Origin of the sequence: Marinobacter shengliensis (genome assembly GCF_030297115.1) — a bacterium.
Taxonomy (GTDB): domain Bacteria; phylum Pseudomonadota; class Gammaproteobacteria; order Pseudomonadales; family Oleiphilaceae; genus Marinobacter; species Marinobacter shengliensis.
This window is the reverse complement of record NZ_AP028062.1, coordinates 4,190,625-4,212,390: the sequence shown is the minus strand read 5'-3', so window position 1 is coordinate 4,212,390 and position 21,766 is coordinate 4,190,625. Positions and strand designations below refer to the sequence as shown.

Below are 21,766 nucleotides of genomic sequence, written 5' to 3'. Positions count from 1 at the left end.
GAGAGCGCGTATGACAGAAAACCGATACGACTACATCATTGTGGGCGCGGGCTCGGCCGGCTGTGTGCTGGCCAACCGCCTCACCGAAGACGCCCGCCACAAGGTGCTGCTGCTGGAGACCGGCGGCAGCGACAAGAGCATCTTTATCCAGATGCCCACCGCCCTGTCCATCCCCATGAACACCAAGAAGTACGCCTGGCAGTTCGAGACCGAGCCAGAACCGTACCTGGACAACCGCCGCATGCACTGTCCCCGGGGCAAGGTGCTGGGCGGCTCCTCGTCCATCAACGGCATGGTCTATGTTCGTGGCCACGCCCGGGATTTCGACGAATGGGATTCCGAGGGCGCCACGGGCTGGCATTACCAGAACGTACTGCCGTATTTCAAAAAGGCGGAGACCTGGGCCTTTGGCGGTGATGACTACCGGGGCGACACCGGCCCGCTGGGCGTCAACAACGGCAACAACATGCGTAACCCGCTGTACAAGGCGTTCATCAAGGCGGGTGTGGATGCCGGCTACCTGGAAACGGCCGATTACAACGGCGCCCAGCAGGAAGGCTTCGGTGCCATGCACATGACCGTGAAGAACGGTCGTCGCTGGTCCACGGCCAACGCCTACCTGCGCCCGGCCATGGCGCGACCGAACCTGACGGTGGTGACCCACGCCCTTGTGCACAAGGTGCTGCTTGGTGGCGCGGATGGCAAAACCGCCACCGGCGTGCGTTACGAGCAGGGCGGCAAGATGCACGAGGCCAATGCCGCCGAGGAAGTGATTCTGTCTGCCGGTTCCATTGGCTCACCCCATTTGCTGCAGCTGTCCGGCATCGGCCAACGAGAGGTGCTGGAACAGGCCGGTATTGAGGTCAAGCACGAGCTGCCCGGCGTGGGTGAGAACCTGCAGGACCACCTGGAATTCTACTTCCAGTTCCGCTGCAAACAGCCGGTGTCGCTCAACGGCAAGCTGGACTGGTGGAACAAGCTCAAGATCGGCGTGCGCTGGATTTTGCGCAAAGACGGGCTGGGCGCCACCAACCACTTCGAGTCCTGCGGTTTTATCCGCTCCAAGGCGGGTGTTGAGTGGCCAGACCTGCAATACCACTTCCTGCCGGCGGCCATGCGCTATGACGGCAAAGAAGCCTTTGACGGCGACGGCTTCCAGCTGCACATCGGCCACAACAAGCCGAAAAGCCGGGGCTATGTGCGGGTTCAATCCGCCGATCCAAGACAGGCACCGACCATTCGCTTTAATTATCTGGAGCACGAAGCCGACCGGGAAGGTTTCCGGGATTGCGTGCGCCTGACCCGCGAGATCATCAACCAGCCCGCCATGGACCAGTACCGCGGTGCGGAAATTCAGCCCGGCGTGGCTGTGCAGAGCGATGACGAAATCGATGCCTTTGTGCGCCAGGCGGTGGAGAGTGCCTACCATCCGTCCTGTTCCTGCAAGATGGGTACCGACGCAATGGCGGTAGTCGGGCCAGACACCCGGGTACACGGCATCAAGAACCTGCGGGTGGTGGATTCGTCCATCTTCCCGACCATACCCAACGGCAACCTGAACGCCCCCACCATCATGGTGGCCGAGCGGGCAGCCGACCTGATCCGGGGCAGGGAGCCCCTGCAACCTGAGGATGTGCCGGTCCAAATGGATGACCAGTGGCAGGCACACCAACGACCGGGGCAAGCAAAACGGGTGCTGATTTAGCGCCCGAAGCCCCGGCCCCGGGGGCGCAAGGCCTCCGGGGTTAGCAAACCATCAGGATTTCCCTATCAACGCGACGGCTGTGCTGGCCGTTTCCTGGGCGTCAGATAGGCAAGTCCTGGCCCGTAACGAGAAGAAAACGCGGGGGTTTGTGTCCGATTCGAATTAAGCAGCGCTTAAAAAGTAGAGGAGGAACACCCATGCTGTGCATTAAACTGAAAACAACCAACCGGAGGCTCTGCGCATGACACTCTGGTTATCCACAGGCCTGATCTTTACCTTCGCCGCCATTGCCCTGATTCTGTACAAATGGTGGGACGTACAGTGCATCGGTGTCACACCGGTTCGCACCCTGACGTTCATTGCCATTCTGTTCACCTCGGGCCTGGATGTGGGGCTGATCATGTTCCCGCTGACCGAGTTCGGCAGCTATGCCGATCTTTCTGCCAGCCCGGAATACGGGTTCGCCAACCCCCTGGCCATTGAATTTGGCTTCTGGGCCTTTCTGATCTGGGGGTTCTACTTCCTGACCTGTTTCTACTTTGCCATCATCGAGCCGAGGGTGAAGTTTTTTGAAATCCCGGTGGTGAAAATCATCAATAACGTGGTGATCATCGGTACCTGTGCCTTCACGGCGTACCTGTTGCTGGTGAACCTGCCCTGGTATCTGCCCCAGTTGGGCGACGGTGAAACCGTGATGCCGGCGTTCTATGTGATCGTGTTTGCGGCCATTGCCCTGGCGGTGTACTCCAGCTCCAAGATCAAATACGTGCGTATCCTGAGCATTGGCTCCAGCGTGTTGTTTATTGCCCTGATTGCCGGTATGTGGCTGCGGGCCTTTGCCCTGGGCAAGGGCTCACCGGCGGATTTCTTCGGTACCGCAGGCATGCTTGGGGAATACTTTACCAACATTCACCGATTTGCCCTGCCGATCAACGACTACCATGAGTTCTACCTGTTCTGGTGGTTCTCCTGGAGCATCATGATCGGCCAGTTCACCGCCCGTTTTGTCAGTGGCATCAAAACCTGGCAGTTGCTGATCGCCATGCTGGTGGTGCCGTCCATCGCCATCGGTGTGTGGTTCTCGGTGCTGTTCCACTACCACGCTGAGGGTCTGAAGATTGCGGCGATGACCAACCTGGCCATGATTTCGGTGGGGGTTCTGATGGTGGTGAACTCACTGGATTCGCTGATTCGTCTGTACACCGATAACCTGAACCTGACCGCCCGGCGCATGGGCCGAATGAACTACGTGATCGTGAATTTTGGCGTTATGGTGCTGCTGACCATGCTGTTCCAGCTGGATTTTCTGCGTATTCAATGGGTTGGAGCGTTGGTGATCGGCCTTTACTTCGCCTGTTTTGCCTACATTCTGGCGAAGAAGCGGGCCGAGGTGGCGGCCATCAAATCGTCACCAAAAGAAAATATTCTGGATTTCCGAAAGATTGAACTTGCGGGATAAGGCCCCATAGATAGGTTAAGCCTATCCCGGGTTTGGAAATAATCAATTTTCACCCCGTGGGCCAAAGCCGTATCTTATGCACCGTTTTCAAGCCTAAACCCAAATGAACCAACAGGAGTTATTCTGAGATGGGTATCATTAACAGCGAAATCAAACCGTTCAACGCCACCGCATTCAAGCAGGGCGAGTTTGTTGAAATCTCTGAAGCAGACGTGAAAGGCAAGTGGGCCATTTTTTTCTTCTACCCGGCCGACTTCACCTTCGTTTGCCCGACCGAACTGGGCGATGTCGCTGACAAGTACGAAGAGCTGCAGAAGCTGGGCGTTGAAGTGTTCTCTGTGTCTACCGACACCCACTTCACCCACAAAGCGTGGCACGACACTTCCGAGACCATCGGCAAGATCAACTACTACATGGTAGGCGATCAGACTGGCACCATCACCAACAACTTCGGTGTGATGCGTGAAGGCCAGGGCCTGGCAGACCGCGCTACTTTCCTGATCGATCCGGATGGCGTTATTCAAGCCATGGAAATCACTGCTGAAGGCATCGGCCGTGACGCAGACGATCTGCTGCGCAAGGTGAAGGCTGCTCAGTACGTTCGCAACCATCCTGGCGAAGTTTGCCCGGCCAAGTGGAAAGAAGGCGAAGAAACTCTGGCTCCGTCTCTGGACCTGGTTGGCAAGATCTAAGTTTCCCTGCACGGGTGAAACTTGCAAAAAGGCCCGCACAGCGGGCCTTTTTTGTATCTATCAATCGACTTTATGGAATCGTATAGGTCTGAGCTATCAGATGGGTTGGGTCAATCAATTTGAGAAGGCCCCGGCTTGCCCTTATCGTACCTGCAACTTCAGATAACGATTCATTTTTGAATTCAGACAGTTAGTTTCACGACATAAAGGGGAATACCAAACATGTTGGACGCCAATATCAAAGGACAGTTGAAGGCCTACATGGAAAAGCTGCAGCAGCCGATCGAGCTGGTAGCAGCCTATGACGACAGCAAGAAATCCCAGGAGCTGAAGCAGCTGCTGGAAGAAATCGAGCCGATGTCCGAGAAGATCAGCCTGCGGACCGAAGACTCCGCCGATGTGCGTCGTCCGTCGTTTGCCATCAACCGTGTGGGCACTGACATTGGCGTTCGTTTCGCCGGTATTCCCATGGGCCACGAGTTTACCTCCCTGGTACTGGCGCTGCTGCAGGTGGGCGGTCACCCGTCCAAAGCTTCCCAGGAAGTGATTCAGCAAATCCAGGAACTGGACGGTGAGTTCGAGTTTGAAACCTATTTCTCCCTGTCCTGCCAGAACTGCCCGGACGTGGTGCAGGCGTTTAACCTGATGAGCGTGCTGAATCCGAACATCAAGCACACCTCCATCGATGGCGCCCTGTTCCAGGACGAAGTCGAGCAGCGTGAAGTGATGGCGGTGCCGAGTGTGTACCTCAACGGCCAGCCCTGGGGCCAGGGCCGGATGACGCTGGAAGAGGTTGTGGCCAAGCTGGACACCAACTCCGCCGAGAAAGAAGCCAAGAAGATCAACCAGAAAGACGCCTTTGAGGTGCTGGTGATTGGCGGTGGCCCGGCGGGTTCCGCAGCGGCCATCTACGCCGCCCGTAAGGGGATTTCCACCGGGATTGCGGCCGAGCGCTTTGGTGGCCAGGTAGCTGACACCATGGGTATCGAGAACCTGATCTCCGTGCCGTACACCGAAGGCCCGAAGCTGGTGGCGGCCATGGAACAGCACGTTAACGAATACGACGTCGACATCATGAACATGCAGCGCGCGGAGAAGCTGATTCCCGCGGCGCAAACCGGTGGCCTGCATGAAGTGAAGCTGGCGAACGGCGGTTCCCTGAAAGCCCGCACGGTGATTCTGTCTACCGGTGCCCGCTGGCGCCAGATGGGTGTGCCGGGTGAGGAAGAGTACCGCAACAAGGGCGTGGCCTACTGCCCGCACTGCGACGGCCCGCTGTTCAAAGGCAAACGCGTGGCGGTGATCGGTGGTGGTAACTCCGGCGTGGAAGCGGCCATCGACCTGGCCGGTATTGTTGGCCACGTAACCCTGATTGAGTTCGGTGAGCAAATGCGTGCCGACGAAGTGCTGCAGAAGAAACTGCGCAGCCTGAATAACGTGAAGATCATCACCTCCGGGCAGACCACCGAAGTGGTCGGCAAAGACGGTAAGGTCAGTGGCCTGAACTACACCGACCGCACCACCGGTGAAGCGCACCACGTTGAGCTGGAAGGCGTATTCGTGCAGATCGGCCTGGTGCCGAACACCGAGTGGCTGAAAGGTGATATTGAGCTGAGCCAGCACGGTGAGATCATCGTAAATGATCGTAACGAGACCTCGATTCCGGGTGTGTTCGCCGCTGGCGATGCCACCACGGTGCCGTACAAGCAGATCGTGATTTCGATGGGCGAAGGTTCTAAAGCCGCCTTGAGTGCCTTCGATTTCCTGATTCGCAACTCCGCCGAGTAAGTTGTTCACGCAAGCCTGAATTCAGGCTGACCCCTGTAGCCGGCGCCCACGGGAAGTGGGTGGCCGGTTTTTTTGTGTCGCGTTGACCGGTAGATAAACATGGGCAGATCGGCCACACTAAAACACTCATGCGATATCTTTTTTACCAATTCCTGGAAGGGCCATCTTGAGTGCGTTGAGACGAAATAAGGTAACCATCCGCAGCCGAGGTGAACACACGCTCGTGTTTGCTCATGGCTTTGGCTGTGACCAGATGGTCTGGGACGACATCGTTCCCGCCTTCGAGAATGACTATCGCGTTGTCACGTTTGACCATGTGGGTTGCGGCAGATCAGACCGCAGGGCCTATCGGGCAGAACGCCATGGCACACTCCGGGGCTACGCCCTGGATCTTCTGGATGTGGTGGATTTGGTTTCCGATAAGCCGGTCACTTTGGTAGGCCATTCGGTCGGCGGCATGATCGGGTTTCTGGCGGCAATCATGCTACCAGACCGGTTCCGACACATCATTGCGATTGGCCCTTCACCCCGGTACACCAACGATGGTGAACACTACGTAGGCGGGCTGGATAAACAGGATGTGCTGGCCATGCTGGAACGTATTGAAACCGATCCCGAAGGCTGGGCCAGCGACCTGGCGCCGCTGGTCATGGAGAACAGCCACCGCCCGGAACTGACAGAGCGGCTGATTCGCAGCTTTCTGGCCACGGATCCAGTGTTGTTACGAAAGTTTGCCGATGCCACGTTCCTGTGTGACTACCGCCGTGAATTGGCCAAGGTACAGGTGCCGGTGGATATCCTTTACACGCTCTCGGACGCGGTAGTGCCCACATCGGTTGTCAGCTACATGGCGAAGCGGTTGCCGGATGTGCATTGCACATCCCTTCAGGCTCAGGGGCATTATCCTCAACTCAGTGCCCCCGCGGAACTGGTGGAGACCATTGCCCAGGTCATGCGCCGCCGGTTTGGCGCCTAGCGCCCGGAGACATCCTGTTCCAGGCTACCGGTCACTTCCGCCGGCTGGCCATCGGTTTCAAACAGGTGCCCGTAGGCGGCACGCACCCCGTCAACGATAAAGTCAAAGGGCACGTCATCGAACACGCCATGGTCGTTGATGTATTCCATATGGGCCTCGCCGTCTTCGGTGAACTCCTGGAACACCGAATCGTTCACGCCATCAAACTCCAGCGGCTCCACCTTCATTAGCGCGCAAAGCTGCTTGTTAAAGGCGGGTGTGGCCTTAACCCATTGGCCGTTCAGGTACAGCTCGATAAAGCCATGCATCCGGAAAATATCGGAGCGCAGCCACTCGATGAGCTTGGGGCTGGAGAGGTGATTGCGCACATCGGCCAGGCCCAGCCGGCTGGGAATGCCGATATAGCGTGCGGCGGCGCCGAGCAGCACCGCTTTGGGAATGCAGTAGCTCTCGCGGGATTCCAGCGCGTAGCTGGCAGACAGGGTGTTTGGGTCGGTCTGGAACACATAAGGGTTGTACTGGACGCTGTCACGGACCGCCAGGTACAACGCTTTGATCTGTTCCACCGGTTCATTGGGCACACCCTCAAGTTGCTGGTCAATCCAGGCTTTTACTTGGGGTTTGTCGTAATCGAAGAATGCGGTGGGCTTGAGATAGTTTTCCATGGTGATCTTCCGGCATTGGCGCATGATTGACCGATGATCTCTCGGTTAGCAAGCTATGGGCAATGACTTTATCCGCCAATTCGGCTGACCTTCCGTACCGGTTGTGACCGAGTTGGTGTTCTCTGGGGCTCGTATGTTGGAATGTTCGTTATACTGAACGACCAGAAACGCCAATGGTTAGGGAATTACATGGCATTACGCGCAGTCCTGCTGATCAGTCTCATTGTTTGCTCTTTTATGCGGGTTGCCGATGCCGGCACACGGCCAAGTGTGGCGTTCCTGTCACCAGACGATTCGCGTTTCTGGCAAATGGTGGCGGGGTTTATGGAGCAGGTGGCGATTGATCTGGATGTTGACCTTGAGGTTCAGTTTGATACTGACAGGCACCGGTTCAGCTATTTGCGCATGGCTCAGCAAATCATCACCGCTGAGGAGAAGCCGGATTACCTGATCATCATGTGCAAAGAACTGGTGACCACTCAGATACTGGAGCAGGCCCACGGGCAGGGTGTGAAAGTCTTCTCGTTCAATACCGATGTGCCCGAGGCAACAAGGGTTGCGGTGGGTATGCCCAGGGAGACGCTGGACAGCTGGATTGGCCATGTGGTGCCTGACAATGTAGAGGCCGGTCGAAACTTGGCCAAACTGTTGGAACGTCGAGCGGTGGAACGTGGTTTGGTTGAGGCCGGGGAGCCGGTGCCGATGGTGGCGTTGACCGGGACGCAGGATTCTTCGGCCGCCAGGGATCGTAATCAGGGGCTGCTGAACGCCACCAGTATCGGTAATGGCCAGCTCTTGCAGTTGGTGCTCGCTGAGTGGAGTGAGCAGCAGGCCAGCGAAAAAATGTCGGTGTTGTTCCGGCGCTACCCGCAAACCACCGCGATCTGGAATGCCAGTGATGGGATGGCGCTTGGCGCCATTGAAGCCGCCAGAAACGCTGGCCGGATGCCCGGTGAGGATGTGATTGTTGGCGGTGTGGACTGGGAGCCCGGGGCGTTAGAGGCCATTCGGCGGGGCGATCTGACGGTTAGTCTTGGTCGCCATTTTATGGGGGGAGGCCTCGCCCTGTTGCTGGTTCACGATTACCACCACGGTTACGACTTTGCCGAAGGCCGGCGATCTGCGGCTTTGCGCTACCAGTTTGAGGCGGCAACAGTCGACAATGTGCATCTGGTCGAGCGAATTCTTGCGCCGGAAAACTGGAAAGCCCTCGATTTCCGGCAATACAGTCGTGTGTTCAATACTCAACTCAGAAAACAGGACTTTAGCGCTGACCAATTAATGGATCAGTTTTCGTCTGGGCTTATCCAGCAGGGAAACAGTAACCAGCTGGTTAGCCAATAGGGCCCTCCCTCCTTTTTCTGGGCTAAACGGAATTCCTATGCCGGAATTTATGACCTCACTCAGCCTTACCGAGAGCCTTGGCCAGTTGTTTGGTCTGGTGGCGCTGGCCTTCTGCATTGCCGGCTTCGCCAACAAGAACGATGACCGGTTGATGGTGCTACTGATCTCTGCCAACGTCGCCTTCGCCCTGATGTTTGCCTTCTTCGAAAGCTGGACGGCAGCCGCATTGACGGTTTTGGTGATTGTGCGCATCGCCCTGGCCAGGAGGTATCAGGGCAGCTGGACGATCATGCTGGCGATGCTGGGGGTTAATCTCCTGGTAGCCTGGGCAACCTGGAAGTCGGCCACCGATGTGTTTCCGCTGGCGGCGGCCACTTTGGGTACTGTCGGTATGTTCATGCTTCGGGGCATTCCGCTGCGTATTGTTCTGGGGCTGGCGGCGTTCTGCTGGATGCTGAATAACATTGTGATTGGTTCGGTTGGAGGCATCTTGGCCGAGGGCATGGTGCTGGTCACCAACATCATTACTATCATCCGGCTGTACCAGTTGCAGAAGAAGTACCCGGATTTCAGGCCCGGAGATTGAGCGCAGCCTGGCTCAGGCCAGTGCTTCCGGGGTCAGTTTGTTGCTCACAAGGTCCTGGCTGGTTACGCACAAGGCTCCGGCCATGGCCCCGGCCCGAAGGCACGTTTTCAGGTTTCCGCCATGCAGATAACGGTGTAGAAAGCCGCTGAAAAAGGCATCGCCGGCACCGTTGGTATCAATCACTTCAGACACCCTGATAGCCGCCTGCTCCAGCCATTTTCCGTCGCTGCTCAGAAGGGTGGCTCCGGCGGAACCGTGGGTGCAAACCACAAACGATTTACCACCTTGAATCAGCTGCTCCATGGTGCGCCGGTAATCCGGGAGGTTGTCACTGGCCAGGAAGATGACGTCCGCGGCGTCAATGAACGGTTGATGGTATGAGTCCGAACCATCGTAGTCGTGAAGATCTGTCCAAACCGGCCGACCGTACTCGCGCAGCCAGTCCAGAGCGGGCTTGACGTAAGCAAGGATGTTGGCCACGACCAGGTCAGTTTCGGGCAACCGCTCCTGCACCGGCCGCCAGTCTACGGTTTCTGGCTCTGCTGGTGGCTGCACGAAAAGTGAGATGCGCTCGCCGGCGGCGGTCATCAGGTTGACGTGTTGTTCCGTTGGGGTGTCGGTGGTCTCCAACAGCAAGCGTATTCCGGGCTTTGCCAACTGCTGGCGGATCGTCTCTGCTTCTGCATCCCGGCCCAGCAACGTATGCAGGGTTACCCGATGCCCCAGGGCCGCCAGATTCAGGCTTTTGCCGGCGCCGGTGCTGCCCACACTTCGATATGCCCGTTGAGGCCAGATGGTCTGGGGTACCGGTGCGGGAAGTTGGTTCAGGTGGATGATGGTATCGAGCGACGTTCCGCCAAGGATCATTATGGATGATGGCATTTGGGGGCCCCGGTGGATGATTTCGACCCAGTTTAAGCGGCTGTTTCCCGGCCTACCTCATTCCGGCCCCTCAACCCTGAAGTTCAAGCTGGGGGAGGATGTCTGAACAACGACTGACTTAAACAACCATGATTCCGGACCTTGATGGCCAATTTCCGGGTGCACTGCGCTGGGCTATCGTGATCGCACTGAGGTGACCAACAACAAACGGATTCGAATCCGAGGGAGCAGGTTATGGGTAAGCAGCACTACGACGTCCTGATCATTGGCGCTGGGGTTTCCGGCATTGGCATGGCCTGCCACCTGAAACGGGAATGTCCCGGCAAACGCTTCGCCGTTCTGGAGCGCAGACAGTCTCTGGGCGGTACCTGGGACCTGTTCCGTTACCCCGGCATTCGCTCCGATTCCGATATGTTCACCTTTGGCTACAACTTCCGGCCCTGGACCGGTGGCAAGGTGCTGGCGGATGGTGCGTCTATCAAACAGTATGTGGCAGACACCGCCCGGGAAAACGATGTGGAACGAAACATCCGTTACGGCGTGGCGGTGAAAACCGCCGATTGGTCCAGTGAAGAAAAGTGCTGGAATCTGACGGCGGTGAACGAAAAAACCGGCGAAGCGGAGACCTACACGGCCAGCTTCCTGGTGGGCTGCACCGGTTACTACAACTACGATCAGGGCTACAAGCCTGATTTCCCCGGCGAGCAGGACTTCAAGGGCCAGGTGGTGCACCCACAGCACTGGCCGGAGAACCTGGATTACACCGGCAAGAAGGTGGTGGTGATTGGCAGTGGGGCGACCGCCATTACCCTGGTGCCCACCATGGCGGAAAAAGCGGCCCATGTAACCATGCTGCAGCGCTCGCCCACCTACCTGATGCCGCTGCCGTCGACCGACAAGGTCACCCTGGCGCTGCAGAAGGTGCTGCCAGAGAAAGCTGCTTACCGGCTGACTCGGGCCCGGAATATTTCCATTTCCCGCCTGTTGTACGAGCGTTCCCGCAAGAGCCCGAAGGCCATGCGCCGGTTGTTCCTGTCGGTGATCAAGCGCCAGTTGAAGGGTAAGGCGGATATGCGCCACTTTACCCCCAACTACAACCCCTGGGATCAGCGCCTGTGTGTGGTGAAAGACGGCGACCTGTTTGATGCCATCAAGGCGGGTACTGCCTCGATCAAAACCGACCATATTGAACGCTTCACCGACACCGGCATTCGCCTGAAATCCGGCGAGGAGCTGGAAGCGGATATCATCATTCCGGCCACCGGCCTGGATATCCAGATGCTGGGTGGCATCCAGCCCACGGTGGACGGCCAGGGTGTGGTCTTGAAGGAAAAGGTGATCTACAAGAACGTGATGGTGGAAGGCATGCCCAACGCCGCCATGATCTTCGGGTACACCAACATCTCCTGGACCCTCAAGGCCGATATTGCCAGCGAATACCTGTGCCGGCTGATCAACCATATGGATCGCAAGGGTTATCAGGTGGTGGTGCCGCGAGACACGGAAAACAGCCTGGGTAACGACACCATTCTGGGTTCGCTGGACGCCGGTTACATCAAGCGTGCCGAAGATCGCCTGCCGCGCCAGGGCACTCACGGGCCCTGGAAGGCGTCCCAGAATTATCTGAAGGATGTGAAAATCCTGCGCTTCGAACCCATCGAAGACGGCTATCTGGAGTTTGATGGCCGGCGCAGCCAGCAGGCCAGCCCGGAGAAGTCGGGCTTCCTGAAGCCGCTGCGCTCGGCGTTGTTCGGGGCCTGAGCGGACAGCCATTGGCGCAGGGTATCCCCATAATTGCGGATAGCGCTGTGTAGATAGGTTCCTTAACATGGCAGGTCACCATGCTACTCGACTGACCTGCCGGGAACCTTGCTGTGTCCACACTCCGATCCGCACTGGCCTATGTTGCCCTGATTGCTGCAGTACTGGCGACCCTGCCGGGCATGGCATTTCTGGGCGCGGTGGCCGTAAGCATGGCGGTCAGTCTTGGCTGGCAGGACATGCGCCGGGTGCCTCGTGCGGTATTTGCGGTGGCGGTGCTGGCGATGGCCTTTGCGTTTGGCCGTGACCCCGGATTGGTGGAAGGGGCGGCCGGGAACATGACCCGTTTGGCCGGGCTGATTCTGTCGGTCATGTTGTTGTCTTCGGTTTTGGCCGGTTCCCGGGATCTGCAGCGAATCTCCAGCAGTCTGTTCAGCGGCAAGCCGGGTACCCGGTATGCGAGCCTGGCGTTCGGCACGGCGTTGGTGTCGGTACCACTCAACTTCGGCTCCGTGGCGGTAGTTGGTAGCCTGATCTCCGAGCGAATCCGCCGTTCCGGCGATTCCGTAGCTACTCGCAACAGCACCCGGGCAGTGCTTCGAGGCTTTGGTGTCTCGCCCATCTGGTCGCCGTTGTCCATCTCTGTCGCGCTGACATTGACGCTTCTGCCAACTCTTGGCGGTGCTCAGCTCATTGGCCTCTCACTGCCGTTTGCCATGCTGGTGCTTCTGGCTGGTTTCCTCTGGCGTGAGCCAGAATCCCAGCTTGAAACGGGTTCGGCAGACACCGCCGGGGCTGCAGCCTGGTTGCGGTTTGGCGGGATTATCCTGGGCATCTGTATCGGGGTATTCCTGTTCAGCCATGTTTATGAATTCAGTTACGCTCGTTCGGTTACCCTGAGCTGCCTGGCGGCGGTCATCATCGGCTGGGGGCTGTCCTTCGCTGGCGGCCACACGCCCCGCCCACCCACGATGGCCAATGTCAGTAATGAACTCGCGATTGTGGGCGGTTCCGCTTTTATTGGTTCGGTGATCAGTGCGGTGGTGCTTGGGCAGGTGAACGGCGATATGGGCTTGCCGGGCTGGGCGTGGCCGGTACTGGCGGCACTGGTGCCCTGGAGTTTCTTTCTGGCTGGGCTGGCTGGTGCCAACCCGATCCTCACAGGTACCTTGATTGGCGGTATCCTGGGGCCAGCGTGGCCACCTGGCGCCGTGCTGGGGTTGGGCTTTGCCATGGTCACCGGCTGGGGTATCACGGCGTTCGGCACCCCGTTTGCGGCCAATGCCCTGATCATGGAGCGGCTGACAGGTTATCGCGCCCGGGATGCGTCCTTGAGGTGGAGCCTGGCGTTGTCGTTAATCGCGTTGTCCGCCGCCAGTGCTATTGCCGCTGGCCTGACGGTCTGGCTGGCCTGATCCGTTTTCGCAATCCGTGGCTTTATTCTGCGTATCCGACCGCTTCGTCATATGCCACCAGGAATTGCGGATCGAAACGCTCCAGCGATCGGGCCAGGCTGGCACGGGACAGTTCACCCATGTGGCTGTCCACCAGGTTGCCTTCAGCGTTATAGAACAGGGTGGTCGGCAGGCCGTGGCTGCCGGTCACCCGGCCGAACTGGCCCTGCCGGTCGCTCAGCACATGGTGTAAATCCAGGTTCTGTTCAGACAGGAATCGCTGGATGGTTTCCGGGTGCTCGCCCTGGTTGGCGAAAACGAAATTGATGCCGGGGTAGCGCTTCTGGGCTTCCTCCAGCACCGGCATTTCCCGGATACAGGGCGGGCACCAGGTGGCCCAGAGGTTCACGACCGTGGGCTGGCCATTGGCGATGGCGCTCAAATCGACCGGTTGCTCGTTGAGATCGGTCAGGGCCACTTCGGGCAGGCCTTTGAGTTGCTGATTGATCAGCTGAATGGCACCGCCAGTCAGGCCCCAGGTCAGCAGGCCGGCCGCCATGGCCGTGCCCAGCGCCCGGCGGCTGCTGGCCCGGCGCCACATCAGGAAGCCGGCAAACACGAGGGCGGCAACCAGGCCTGTGACCATATCAAAGCCACCGTCCCGGATATCAATCATGCCCAGCCAGTCGCCCTGGTAGTGCTCGTAATAGCGAATCACGAACCCGATGCGGGCACTGAGCATAGCGACCACGAAGATATCCGCCAATGTGCCGGCGATGGGTGTTCCATGTTTGCGGCCGGTGATGCCCCCGACGACCAGGGCAACTATGAAAGCCAGGACCAGAAGCAGATGCCCGACAGAAAAACTGACAGGGCCAACGCCAACACTGAGCATGGTATCTCCGGGTTATGAAAGGATGTTTGGAACAGGTACGGCGTCTAGTGACCGGCAGGGCGGGTCAGAGTTCCATTTATTCGACTGGAAATGAAAGCCTGCTAATCAAAACCACCTATAGCTATTTCTCCAGCCCTCTGTTACCGTGCCTGCATCCTGCCTCTAGGGATTCCGCAGTTTCTGGCCCAAAGCCGCTTTGCGAACCATCCATACGACCTGTCAGAGGACGTCACCCCGAATTCGGCGCGTGACCGTAGTCGTCTTTATATTCCATGAATGTTCATGGCATCTGCCCGCATTCGCCGCATCCGGTGTTCGTGGAGGCAGAATCAATCAAGAGTATATTTTATATGAGTTTTTCTTCCCTCGGTTTGTCCGAGCAGCTGGTCCGTGCCACTTCCGATCAGGGTTATGACACCCCTTCTCCCATTCAGCTTCAGGCGATTCCTGCGGTGTTGTCTGGTAGAGACGTGATGGCTGCGGCCCAGACGGGTACCGGCAAAACTGCCGGCTTTACCCTGCCTCTTTTGCAGCGCCTGGCTGATAACCCGCGCAATGGCAAAGGCCCCCGTGCGTTGATTCTGACGCCCACCCGGGAGCTGGCAGCACAGGTGCACGACAGTGTGAACCTTTACAGCAGATACGTTCCAACCAAGGCCGCTGTGGTGTTTGGTGGTGTGAAAATCAATCCGCAGATGATGAAGTTGCGCAAAGGCGTTGATGTACTGGTGGCGACACCGGGCCGCCTGATGGATCTTTATCAGCAGAACGCCGTGCGCTTCAACGAAGTGGAAATCCTGGTACTGGACGAAGCCGACCGCATGCTCGACATGGGCTTTATCCGCGACATCCGCAAGATCCTTGCCCTGTTGCCGGCCAAGCGCCAGAACCTGTTGTTCTCCGCCACCTTCTCCAACGAGATTCGTGGTCTGGCTGAGGGCTTACTGGATAACCCGGTGCAGGTAGAAGTGGCTGCCCGTAACACCTCGGCTGAAAGCATTGTTCAGTCGGTTTATCCGGTCGACCAGAGCCAGAAAACCGCCCTGCTGAGCAAGCTGGTGCGTGACAATGGCTGGGAGCAGGTACTGGTATTCACCCGTACCAAGCACGGCGCCAACCGCCTGACCCAGAAGCTGGAAAAAGACGGCATTACCGCCGCTGCCATCCACGGCAACAAGTCACAGGGTGCCCGCACCCGTGCGCTGGCGGACTTCAAGGCCGGCGAAGTGCGTGTGCTGGTTGCTACCGATATCGCCGCCCGTGGCCTGGATATCAAGCAGTTGCCCCAGGTGGTGAACTTCGAACTGCCGAATGTGCCGGAAGACTATGTGCACCGCATCGGCCGTACTGGCCGTGCCGGCGAAAGTGGCCATGCGTTGTCTCTGGTGAGCGCCGATGAAGGCAAGATGCTGGCAGGCATTGAGCGGTTGATCAAAAAGCAGCTGCCGCGCAAGGAAATCGAAGGCTTTGAACCGAAGAACAACCTGCCGCTGAAGCCCAAAGCAAAGGCCGACCCGAGCAAGGCTCGTAATCGTCGCCCTCAGGGTGGCGCTGGCAAGAGCTTTGGCCCGAAACCGGCCGGTCGCAGCGGCGGTCGTGGCCGTGGTGGTCAGGGCGAAGGCCAAGGCCGTGGCCAGGGGCAGGGCAGAACGGGTCGCCCGGCTCAGCGCCAGAGCGCCTGATTACCCCGGTTCTCCAGACATAAAAAAGCGGGGCTGCAAAACAGCCCCGCACAGGAGAACGCACCATTTGGCAACCCACAGACCAGGGGTTGCCAGGGGTACGTGGGATCAGAACTTGTAGGTGAAACCGACCATGTAGACCATGGGGTCGATTTCAACTTCGAACTTGTCGGTCTGTGCGGCGAAGTCACCGTTAGCATCGTAAACCTTCACACGGGCATCGGTATTGATGTCTGCCCACCAGATTGCCGCGTTAAGACCAAAATTCTCACTCAGCATGTAGTCCATACCCACTTCCACGGCCACGCCAACACTGTCGTCCAGGTCCAGTGATGTGCGGGCTCCGGGGATGCCGTATTCTGCAGCAACCACGCTATCCAGAGTTCCGGTGGTCTTCTCTTCAAAGAAAGTGGTGTAGTTGACGCCCACGCCCACGAACGGCTGGAAGGCTGAAGAGCTTGCCATCGGGAAGTACTGCAGTGTCAGAGTTGGCGGCAGGTGCTTGGTTTCGCCCAGCTTGATGTCACTCGGAATATCGCCGCCACCGTTGATGTTGTGCTTGAATGGGGTTGCACCCAGCAGGCCGACACCGAGGTTGTTGGTGAACATATAGGTGGCACGCAGGCCCAGCTGTGTATTGGAATCGACGGTGACTTTTGAATCCGCACCGGAAAGCAGCGGCGCGCCACCCACAGTGATAGAGTCACTGGAATCATCCGGCGCCACATGCACAACACCCGCACGCAGAATGAAATCACCTGCTTCGAAAGCCTGAACCGCCGGTGCAGTTGCCATCACAGCCGCTGCCAGAACACCCAATTTGAAACCACGAGACATAGCCATCTCCTTATCCATTAAAAGTCGATGGGCTCAATGTAATGGAGCGGGGCCGGGGAAACTTGATTTAGCGCAAGAAATGGCGGGCAGCGGATTTGGTTTGGTGTGGCTCTTGATTCAGCTCAAAAAAACCGAGGTGTTTCCGGAGAATGCGGTTTGCCCTTATGGTCAGGCCGTTTTGCTGTCGCTTTCAGCATTGTCGGGAACAAACACATCACGGATTGACAGTGGTTGGCCTTCGGCATTTCGCACGGTAACCGGTTGCACCGGCTTACCGGTATCGCGATCGCGCAGGTCCAGCGGCTGCCCGTCAGGCGCCGGGTTCCATTTGTCGCCCCACTGGCGCAGGGCCACCACCACCGGGAACAGATCCCGGCCTTTATCGGTCAGGCGGTACTCAAAGCGGGAGCCGTGCTCGCCCACGTCTACTTTGCGAAGCACTTCGTTATCAACCAGGCGTGCCAGGCGGTCGCACAGAATGTTCTTGGCAATGCCCAACTGCTGCTGAAAATCGACAAACCGACGGGTACCGTACATGGCGTGCAGCACAATCAGCAGGGACCACCAGTCCCCCACTTCATTCAGGGCGCGGGCGACGGAGCAATTGGAGTCATCAAAACGTTTTCTGGCCATGTAAGGGAGTGTACCGAATAGGGTTGCATTTTGAAACCGAATTTAATAGGGTTGCTTAACGAAACCAAATTAATGAGGTTGCACATCACATGAGTATGAATCTTGGTCCTATGTTTGAGCCGTTTGAACTTCACAACCTCAAGCTGCGTAACCGCGTAGCCATGGCTCCGATGACCCGTAACTTCTCGCCCAAGGGCGTGCCCGGCCAGAACGTGGTGGACTACTACCGCCGCCGCGCCGAAGCCGGCGTTGGCCTGATCATCACCGAGGGCACCATCGTGAACCACGCGGCCGCCAACGGTTACCCGAACGTACCAGCCTTTTATGGCGACGAAGCCCTGGCCGGTTGGAAGAAAGTGGTTGATGCCGTGCACGAAGCCGGCGGCGCCATTTTCCCGCAGCTTTGGCACGTGGGTGCCGTGCGTAAAGAAGGCACCGAGCCGGACCCGTCCGTCCCCGGTTACAGCCCGTCTGGCCTGTTCGCCCCAGGCAAGCCCAACGGCAAGGCCATGACCAAGGAAGACATCCAGGACGTGATCAAAGCCTTCGGCGACGCCGCCCAAGACGCCAAAGCATTGGGTTTTGATGGTGTGGAAATCCACGGCGCCCACGGCTACCTGCTGGACCAGTTCCTGTGGGAAGGCACCAACCAGCGTGATGACGAATACGGCGGCAGCCTGGAAAACCGTCTGCGCTTTGTGGTGGAAATCGTGGAAGAAGTGCGCCACCGCGTGGGCCCGGATTACCCGATCATGCTGCGTTTCTCACAGTGGAAGCAGCAGGCGTATGAAGCAAAACTGGTGAACAGCCCGGAAGAGCTCGAACGCTTCCTGAAGCCGCTGGTTGAGGCCGGCGTCGACATTTTCCACGCCTCCACCCGCCGCTTCTGGGAGCCGGAATTCGAGGGCTCGAACCTGAACCTGGCCGGCTGGACCCAGAAACTTTCCGGAAAGCCGACCATGTCTGTTGGCAGCGTGGGCCTGACCGAAGACTTCATCAGCGGCACCTTCGCCAGCAAGCAAGAAGCCGTGGAGCAGTCCGGTATTGATGAGCTGGTTGAGCGCATGACCAACGGCGAATTCGAGCTGATTGCGGTAGGTCGTGCTTTGCTGCAAGACCCGGAGTGGCTGGTGAAAGTGAAAGAAGGCCGGCTGAACGAAGTGGAAGCCTTCGCCAAGAAATCTCTGGCCAAGCTTTACTGATCGAAATATCCCTTCGATCCTGCTTGCCGCGGCGCCTGTTCAGGCCCCGCGGCTTTTTTGTGGGTGAAAGTTATCCGGTTGTTAATCGCACAGTTTTACAGAACCGCTATGCTGTGTTCAGTAATGACTCAACCATCGAAAAAGGAGTTGGATATGGCAGTGGCTCGACATCTGAAACTGGCTGGCATGGCCTTGCTGTTGGCGACCCTGGTGGGCTGCGCGACGGTGGGCCGAGATTTTGCGACCCATAACGTGGACCAGATCCGCATTGGTGAAACCACCCGGGCGGACATTCAGGACATGTTCGGGGAACCCTGGCGTACCGGGGTGGAAGATGGCAAGCGCACCTGGACTTACGGCAAGTATCGCTGGTCGGCCTTTGGGGATGCGGAAACGACCGACCTGGTGGTTCGCTTCAACAGCGATGGCACGGTGTCATCCTACGTGTTTAACACCACCGAGTAAGGCTGTTCAGTGCCGGGGCGGGCTTCAGGTTCGCCCCGGTGTCGTTTTCAGCGTCAGGACATCCACAACGTCCAGCTCTTCAATCAGTGCCCCCCGGAACTGCCGGTTGATAAACCGTTCGGTCTCCTGCTGAATTTTTTCCCGTTGCTCGGGCTTCTCGATGTAATCCATGGCCCGGAACAGGATGTAGCGGATGGTCATGTGGGAAATCTCATGCACCACAGCGGCCTCCACACCCGGCACCAACCCCCGCTCCAGAATATCCTCCGCCATCTCTCGGGCACTGGCATCCAACTGCGCCTCCAGCGCTCTGCGCAACACCGGCGAGGGCCCGTGCAGCTCGCGGACGGCGACGGTGGTGGCGGCCGGGTTAGCGAGGAAGTAGTGATACACAAAGGTGACCGTGTCGTGTGACGCCTGCTCGGATGAATCCGCCATCTGCCGCAGTTGTCGCACGCCGGTTTTCATGTCCTCTGCGATATACCCCAGAACCTGCAACCCGAACTCGTCCAGACTCTTGAAGTGCCGGTAAAACGTATTCGGATTCAACCCCGCCTCACGGGCCAGCTCCCGCAGCCCCAACGACGTCAGGCTCCGTGTTTCGGTAATCAACCGCAATGCGGCCTGCACCAGTTTCAGTTTTCCGCCGGCCAGTGTGTTCACTTTCTACCTCTTGTTTGGGAGTAAGGCTGGTTCGGTGCCCGCTTCCGTTTCTGGAGTTAGTCCACTCTGGTGGAGCTTTCGAAAACCGCTGTAAATACGTCCCTGTACGCTTGCTTTCCGCCATCCATGGCTCCAAGCATTTTCGAAAGCTCCACCAGAGCGGACTCTCGAACATTGGCGTATGGATTCCTTCCCAAAAGTTCAATTTGGGAGACGGCTATCACAATAGTTTAACGGTTGGTTTGGGGGTGGGCTTCCAAAACTGTGCGGAGCCATGGATGGCGGAGCCCAAGCGTCACACGGACGTGCCGAAGGAGCGTGTTTTGGAAGCCCACCCCCAAACCAACCAACCCCCGGAGCCAGAGGCTAGTTGGACGAGACTCCCAACCCCGAGGCCACACAGGCCAACAACCTGTCACCAAGGGCCAAACACCCGAACCAGAGTATACAAGTGTCTACCCCTGGCGGTATACATGTGTCTACCGGTCAATGATGACCACCCAGACAACAACAGGCAAGGCCAAACAGGCCACACAGGAGTGCAGCAATGACACAAACCGCACAGATCGCCATCATCGGCACCGGCTTCTCCGGCCTCGGCATGGCCATCAAACTTAAAGAAGCCGGCTTCAACAACTTCGTCATCCTCGAACAAAGCGACGACATAGGCGGCACCTGGCACGAAAACCACTACCCCGGTTGCGCCTGTGACGTGCAATCTGCGCTGTACTCCTTCTCATTCGAACAGAACCCCAACTGGACACGCATGTTCGCGCCCCAGCCGGAAATCAAAGCCTACCTGCGCCACTGCGCGGAAAAGTACGGCCTGCTCGAACACATCCAGCTCAATACCCACGTGGCCGGTGCCCGTTGGAATGAAAGAACCGGCGCCTGGGCCATCGAAACCTGCGACAGCCCCAAACTCTGGGCCTACATGGAAGCCAACAACCTGAAGCCTGGGGATGTTCTGGATCGCAGCGACAAAACCCTGCCCAGGTTCCGCAAATTGCACGCCGAGGTGCTGGTATCCGGCATGGGCGGCCTGAGCACGCCCGCCTACCCGGATATCAAGGGCATGGACACCTTCACCGGTACCAGCTTCCACTCCCAGAGCTGGGACCACGATTACGACTTCCGCGGTAAGCGAGTGGCGGTGATCGGCACCGGTGCCTCGGCCATCCAGTTTGTGCCGGAGATCGCCAAAGATGCGGCCCACCTGGACCTCTACCAGCGCACACCACCGTGGATCATGCCCAAGCCGGACCGTGAAATCCGCCCGCTGGAGCGAATGATGTTCAAAAAGGTGCCGCAAACCCTGAATGCGTTTCGCCAGAGTATCTACTGGATGCTGGAAGCCCGGGTGCTGGGCTTTGTCGGCAACCCGCGCATCCTGAAAATCGGTGAGCTGCAGGCGCGTCGTCATATTCGCAGTCAGATCAAGGACAAGGAACTGCGTAAAAAAGTGACGCCGGATTTCCACTTTGGCTGCAAGCGGGTGCTGATCTCCAACAACTACTATCCGGCGCTGGATCAGGATCACGTGGATGTGCTGACCGATGGCATCCGTGAGGTGAAGGGCAATACCATCGTGGATACCAACGGCACCGAGCGCCAGGTGGACTGCATCGTATACGGCACCGGCTTCAAGGCCCAGGAACCTATTCCCCGGGGCATGATCTACGGCCGCGGCGGCCAGGACCTGCTCGATGCCTGGCGCGAAGGCGCGGAAGCCTACAAGGGCACCACCGTGGCCGGCTTCCCCAACTTCTTCATGCTGATGGGCCCGAACACCGGCCTTGGGCACAGCTCTATGGTGTACATGATCGAATCCCAGGTGCAGTACGTGCTGGATGCCCTGAAGAAAATGCAGCACCGGGGCTGGAAGACGGTGGAAGTGAAGGAAGATGCCTTCAGCCAATACAACGCCTCGATTCACGCCAAACTCGGCGATTCCGTGTGGCAGACCGGCTGCAAGAGCTGGTACGTGAACGAGAACGGCAAGAACACCACCCTGTGGCCGGGCTTCACCTGGCAGTTCCGGCAGCAGACCAAGCGTTTTGATGCCGAGCAGTATGTGTGTGAAGCTACGGAGGTGATGGAGCAGGGTGGCGAGCCGGCGTTGGTTGGCTAGGGTCGG

General features: G+C 58.2%; 19 protein-coding genes. 13 read left to right on the top strand and 6 right to left on the bottom strand.

Annotated elements, in window-relative coordinates; translation table 11 throughout:
- The first annotated feature begins 10 nt into the window (after positions 1–10).
- From betA to QUE75_RS19220, 5 genes are all read left to right on the top strand, one after another.
- Positions 11–1,705 carry a choline dehydrogenase gene (betA, locus tag QUE75_RS19240; protein WP_286252616.1) on the top strand — a complete coding sequence of 565 codons (1,695 nt, stop codon included), beginning with the start codon at positions 11–13 and terminating at the stop codon, positions 1,703–1,705.
- A gap of 241 nt (positions 1,706–1,946) precedes the next feature.
- The gene (locus QUE75_RS19235; RefSeq protein ID WP_106693247.1) at positions 1,947–3,164 is read left to right on the top strand and encodes a BCCT family transporter; all 1,218 of its coding nucleotides are present in this window, start codon (positions 1,947–1,949) and stop codon (positions 3,162–3,164) included.
- A 128-nt stretch (positions 3,165–3,292) separates the two neighbouring features.
- Positions 3,293–3,856: an alkyl hydroperoxide reductase subunit C gene (gene ahpC / locus QUE75_RS19230; protein WP_082780548.1), complete on the top strand. Its 564-nt coding sequence runs from the start codon at positions 3,293–3,295 to the stop codon at positions 3,854–3,856.
- 222 nt (positions 3,857–4,078) lie between these two features.
- Positions 4,079–5,644 (top strand): alkyl hydroperoxide reductase subunit F, encoded by a 1,566-nt coding sequence (ahpF, locus tag QUE75_RS19225; RefSeq protein ID WP_286252611.1) that lies wholly within the window; start codon positions 4,079–4,081, stop codon positions 5,642–5,644.
- A gap of 166 nt (positions 5,645–5,810) precedes the next feature.
- The gene (locus QUE75_RS19220) at positions 5,811–6,620 is read left to right on the top strand and encodes an alpha/beta fold hydrolase (protein ID WP_286252609.1); all 810 of its coding nucleotides are present in this window, start codon (positions 5,811–5,813) and stop codon (positions 6,618–6,620) included.
- Here the strand turns inward: QUE75_RS19220 and QUE75_RS19215 are convergent.
- Entirely contained in the window at positions 6,617–7,285 is a 669-nt protein-coding gene (locus QUE75_RS19215; RefSeq protein WP_286252607.1) for a transglutaminase-like domain-containing protein, read from the bottom strand. The two genes, QUE75_RS19220 and QUE75_RS19215, sit on opposite strands and share 4 nt — an antisense overlap.
- Positions 7,286–7,474: 189 nt before the next feature.
- Between QUE75_RS19215 and QUE75_RS19210 the strand changes: the two genes are divergently transcribed.
- Both QUE75_RS19210 and QUE75_RS19205 read left to right on the top strand, forming a co-directional pair.
- Positions 7,475–8,629, top strand: coding sequence for an ABC transporter substrate-binding protein (locus QUE75_RS19210; protein ID WP_286252606.1), 1,155 nt, complete (start codon positions 7,475–7,477; stop codon positions 8,627–8,629).
- Between the two features lie 37 nt (positions 8,630–8,666).
- Positions 8,667–9,215 (top strand): YgjV family protein, encoded by a 549-nt coding sequence (locus tag QUE75_RS19205; RefSeq protein WP_072675926.1) that lies wholly within the window; start codon positions 8,667–8,669, stop codon positions 9,213–9,215.
- Between the two features lie 12 nt (positions 9,216–9,227).
- Here QUE75_RS19205 and QUE75_RS19200 read toward each other — a convergent pair whose 3' ends face one another.
- Entirely contained in the window at positions 9,228–10,097 is an 870-nt protein-coding gene (locus QUE75_RS19200) for a carbohydrate kinase family protein (protein ID WP_286252602.1), read from the bottom strand.
- A gap of 234 nt (positions 10,098–10,331) precedes the next feature.
- Here QUE75_RS19200 and QUE75_RS19195 point away from each other — a divergent pair, with 234 nt between their 5' ends.
- Together QUE75_RS19195 and QUE75_RS19190 are read left to right on the top strand one after the other, a co-directional pair.
- Entirely contained in the window at positions 10,332–11,858 is a 1,527-nt protein-coding gene (locus QUE75_RS19195; protein ID WP_286252600.1) for a flavin-containing monooxygenase, read from the top strand.
- Positions 11,859–11,971: 113 nt separating this feature from the next.
- A complete protein-coding gene (locus tag QUE75_RS19190) occupies positions 11,972–13,273 on the top strand; it encodes a hypothetical protein (protein ID WP_286252598.1) in 1,302 nt (433 codons plus the stop codon).
- Between the two features lie 22 nt (positions 13,274–13,295).
- Here the strand turns inward: QUE75_RS19190 and QUE75_RS19185 are convergent, their stop codons facing one another.
- On the bottom strand, positions 13,296–14,147 hold the full coding sequence (locus QUE75_RS19185) for a TlpA disulfide reductase family protein (RefSeq protein WP_286252596.1): 852 nt from the start codon (positions 14,145–14,147) through the stop codon (positions 13,296–13,298).
- Positions 14,148–14,497: 350 nt separating this feature from the next.
- Between QUE75_RS19185 and QUE75_RS19180 the strand changes: the two genes are divergently transcribed.
- The gene (locus tag QUE75_RS19180) at positions 14,498–15,829 is read left to right on the top strand and encodes a DEAD/DEAH box helicase (RefSeq protein ID WP_061332020.1); all 1,332 of its coding nucleotides are present in this window, start codon (positions 14,498–14,500) and stop codon (positions 15,827–15,829) included.
- 108 nt (positions 15,830–15,937) lie between these two features.
- Here the strand turns inward: QUE75_RS19180 and QUE75_RS19175 are convergent, their stop codons facing one another.
- Both QUE75_RS19175 and QUE75_RS19170 read right to left on the bottom strand, forming a co-directional pair.
- A complete protein-coding gene (locus QUE75_RS19175; protein ID WP_106693256.1) occupies positions 15,938–16,666 on the bottom strand; it encodes an OmpW/AlkL family protein in 729 nt (242 codons plus the stop codon).
- A 168-nt stretch (positions 16,667–16,834) separates the two neighbouring features.
- Positions 16,835–17,299: a winged helix-turn-helix transcriptional regulator gene (locus tag QUE75_RS19170; protein WP_061332016.1), complete on the bottom strand. Its 465-nt coding sequence runs from the start codon at positions 17,297–17,299 to the stop codon at positions 16,835–16,837.
- A gap of 89 nt (positions 17,300–17,388) precedes the next feature.
- Between QUE75_RS19170 and QUE75_RS19165 the strand changes: the two genes are divergently transcribed.
- Together QUE75_RS19165 and bamE are read left to right on the top strand one after the other, a co-directional pair.
- Positions 17,389–18,501, top strand: coding sequence for an NADH:flavin oxidoreductase (locus tag QUE75_RS19165; protein ID WP_286252590.1), 1,113 nt, complete (start codon positions 17,389–17,391; stop codon positions 18,499–18,501).
- Positions 18,502–18,654: 153 nt separating this feature from the next.
- Positions 18,655–18,966: an outer membrane protein assembly factor BamE domain-containing protein gene (gene bamE / locus QUE75_RS19160; protein WP_052009733.1), complete on the top strand. Its 312-nt coding sequence runs from the start codon at positions 18,655–18,657 to the stop codon at positions 18,964–18,966.
- A 24-nt stretch (positions 18,967–18,990) separates the two neighbouring features.
- Here the strand turns inward: bamE and QUE75_RS19155 are convergent, their stop codons facing one another.
- Positions 18,991–19,629, bottom strand: coding sequence for a TetR family transcriptional regulator (locus tag QUE75_RS19155; RefSeq protein WP_286252585.1), 639 nt, complete (start codon positions 19,627–19,629; stop codon positions 18,991–18,993).
- A gap of 547 nt (positions 19,630–20,176) precedes the next feature.
- On the opposite strand from QUE75_RS19155, the gene QUE75_RS19150 reads away from it, so the two are divergent.
- A complete protein-coding gene (locus QUE75_RS19150) occupies positions 20,177–21,760 on the top strand; it encodes a flavin-containing monooxygenase (protein WP_286252583.1) in 1,584 nt (527 codons plus the stop codon).
- Positions 21,761–21,766: the final 6 nt, after the last annotated feature.

Excerpts from the sequence above, each read along its gene's own strand:
- betA (WP_286252616.1), top strand. The coding sequence starts at position 11 with ATGACAGAAAACCGATACGACTACATCATTGTGGGCGCGGGCTCGGCC.
- QUE75_RS19235 (WP_106693247.1), top strand. The coding sequence starts at position 1,947 with ATGACACTCTGGTTATCCACAGGCCTGATCTTTACCTTCGCCGCCATT.
- ahpC (WP_082780548.1), top strand. The coding sequence starts at position 3,293 with ATGGGTATCATTAACAGCGAAATCAAACCGTTCAACGCCACCGCATTC.
- ahpF (WP_286252611.1), top strand. The coding sequence starts at position 4,079 with ATGTTGGACGCCAATATCAAAGGACAGTTGAAGGCCTACATGGAAAAG.
- QUE75_RS19215 (WP_286252607.1), bottom strand. The coding sequence starts at position 7,285 with ATGGAAAACTATCTCAAGCCCACCGCATTCTTCGATTACGACAAACCC.
- QUE75_RS19210 (WP_286252606.1), top strand. The coding sequence starts at position 7,475 with ATGGCATTACGCGCAGTCCTGCTGATCAGTCTCATTGTTTGCTCTTTT.
- QUE75_RS19205 (WP_072675926.1), top strand. The coding sequence starts at position 8,667 with ATGCCGGAATTTATGACCTCACTCAGCCTTACCGAGAGCCTTGGCCAG.
- QUE75_RS19200 (WP_286252602.1), bottom strand. The coding sequence starts at position 10,097 with ATGCCATCATCCATAATGATCCTTGGCGGAACGTCGCTCGATACCATC.
- QUE75_RS19195 (WP_286252600.1), top strand. The coding sequence starts at position 10,332 with ATGGGTAAGCAGCACTACGACGTCCTGATCATTGGCGCTGGGGTTTCC.
- QUE75_RS19185 (WP_286252596.1), bottom strand. The coding sequence starts at position 14,147 with ATGCTCAGTGTTGGCGTTGGCCCTGTCAGTTTTTCTGTCGGGCATCTG.
- QUE75_RS19180 (WP_061332020.1), top strand. The coding sequence starts at position 14,498 with ATGAGTTTTTCTTCCCTCGGTTTGTCCGAGCAGCTGGTCCGTGCCACT.
- QUE75_RS19175 (WP_106693256.1), bottom strand. The coding sequence starts at position 16,666 with ATGTCTCGTGGTTTCAAATTGGGTGTTCTGGCAGCGGCTGTGATGGCA.
- QUE75_RS19170 (WP_061332016.1), bottom strand. The coding sequence starts at position 17,299 with ATGGCCAGAAAACGTTTTGATGACTCCAATTGCTCCGTCGCCCGCGCC.
- QUE75_RS19165 (WP_286252590.1), top strand. The coding sequence starts at position 17,389 with ATGAGTATGAATCTTGGTCCTATGTTTGAGCCGTTTGAACTTCACAAC.
- bamE (WP_052009733.1), top strand. The coding sequence starts at position 18,655 with ATGGCAGTGGCTCGACATCTGAAACTGGCTGGCATGGCCTTGCTGTTG.
- QUE75_RS19150 (WP_286252583.1), top strand. The coding sequence starts at position 20,177 with ATGACACAAACCGCACAGATCGCCATCATCGGCACCGGCTTCTCCGGC.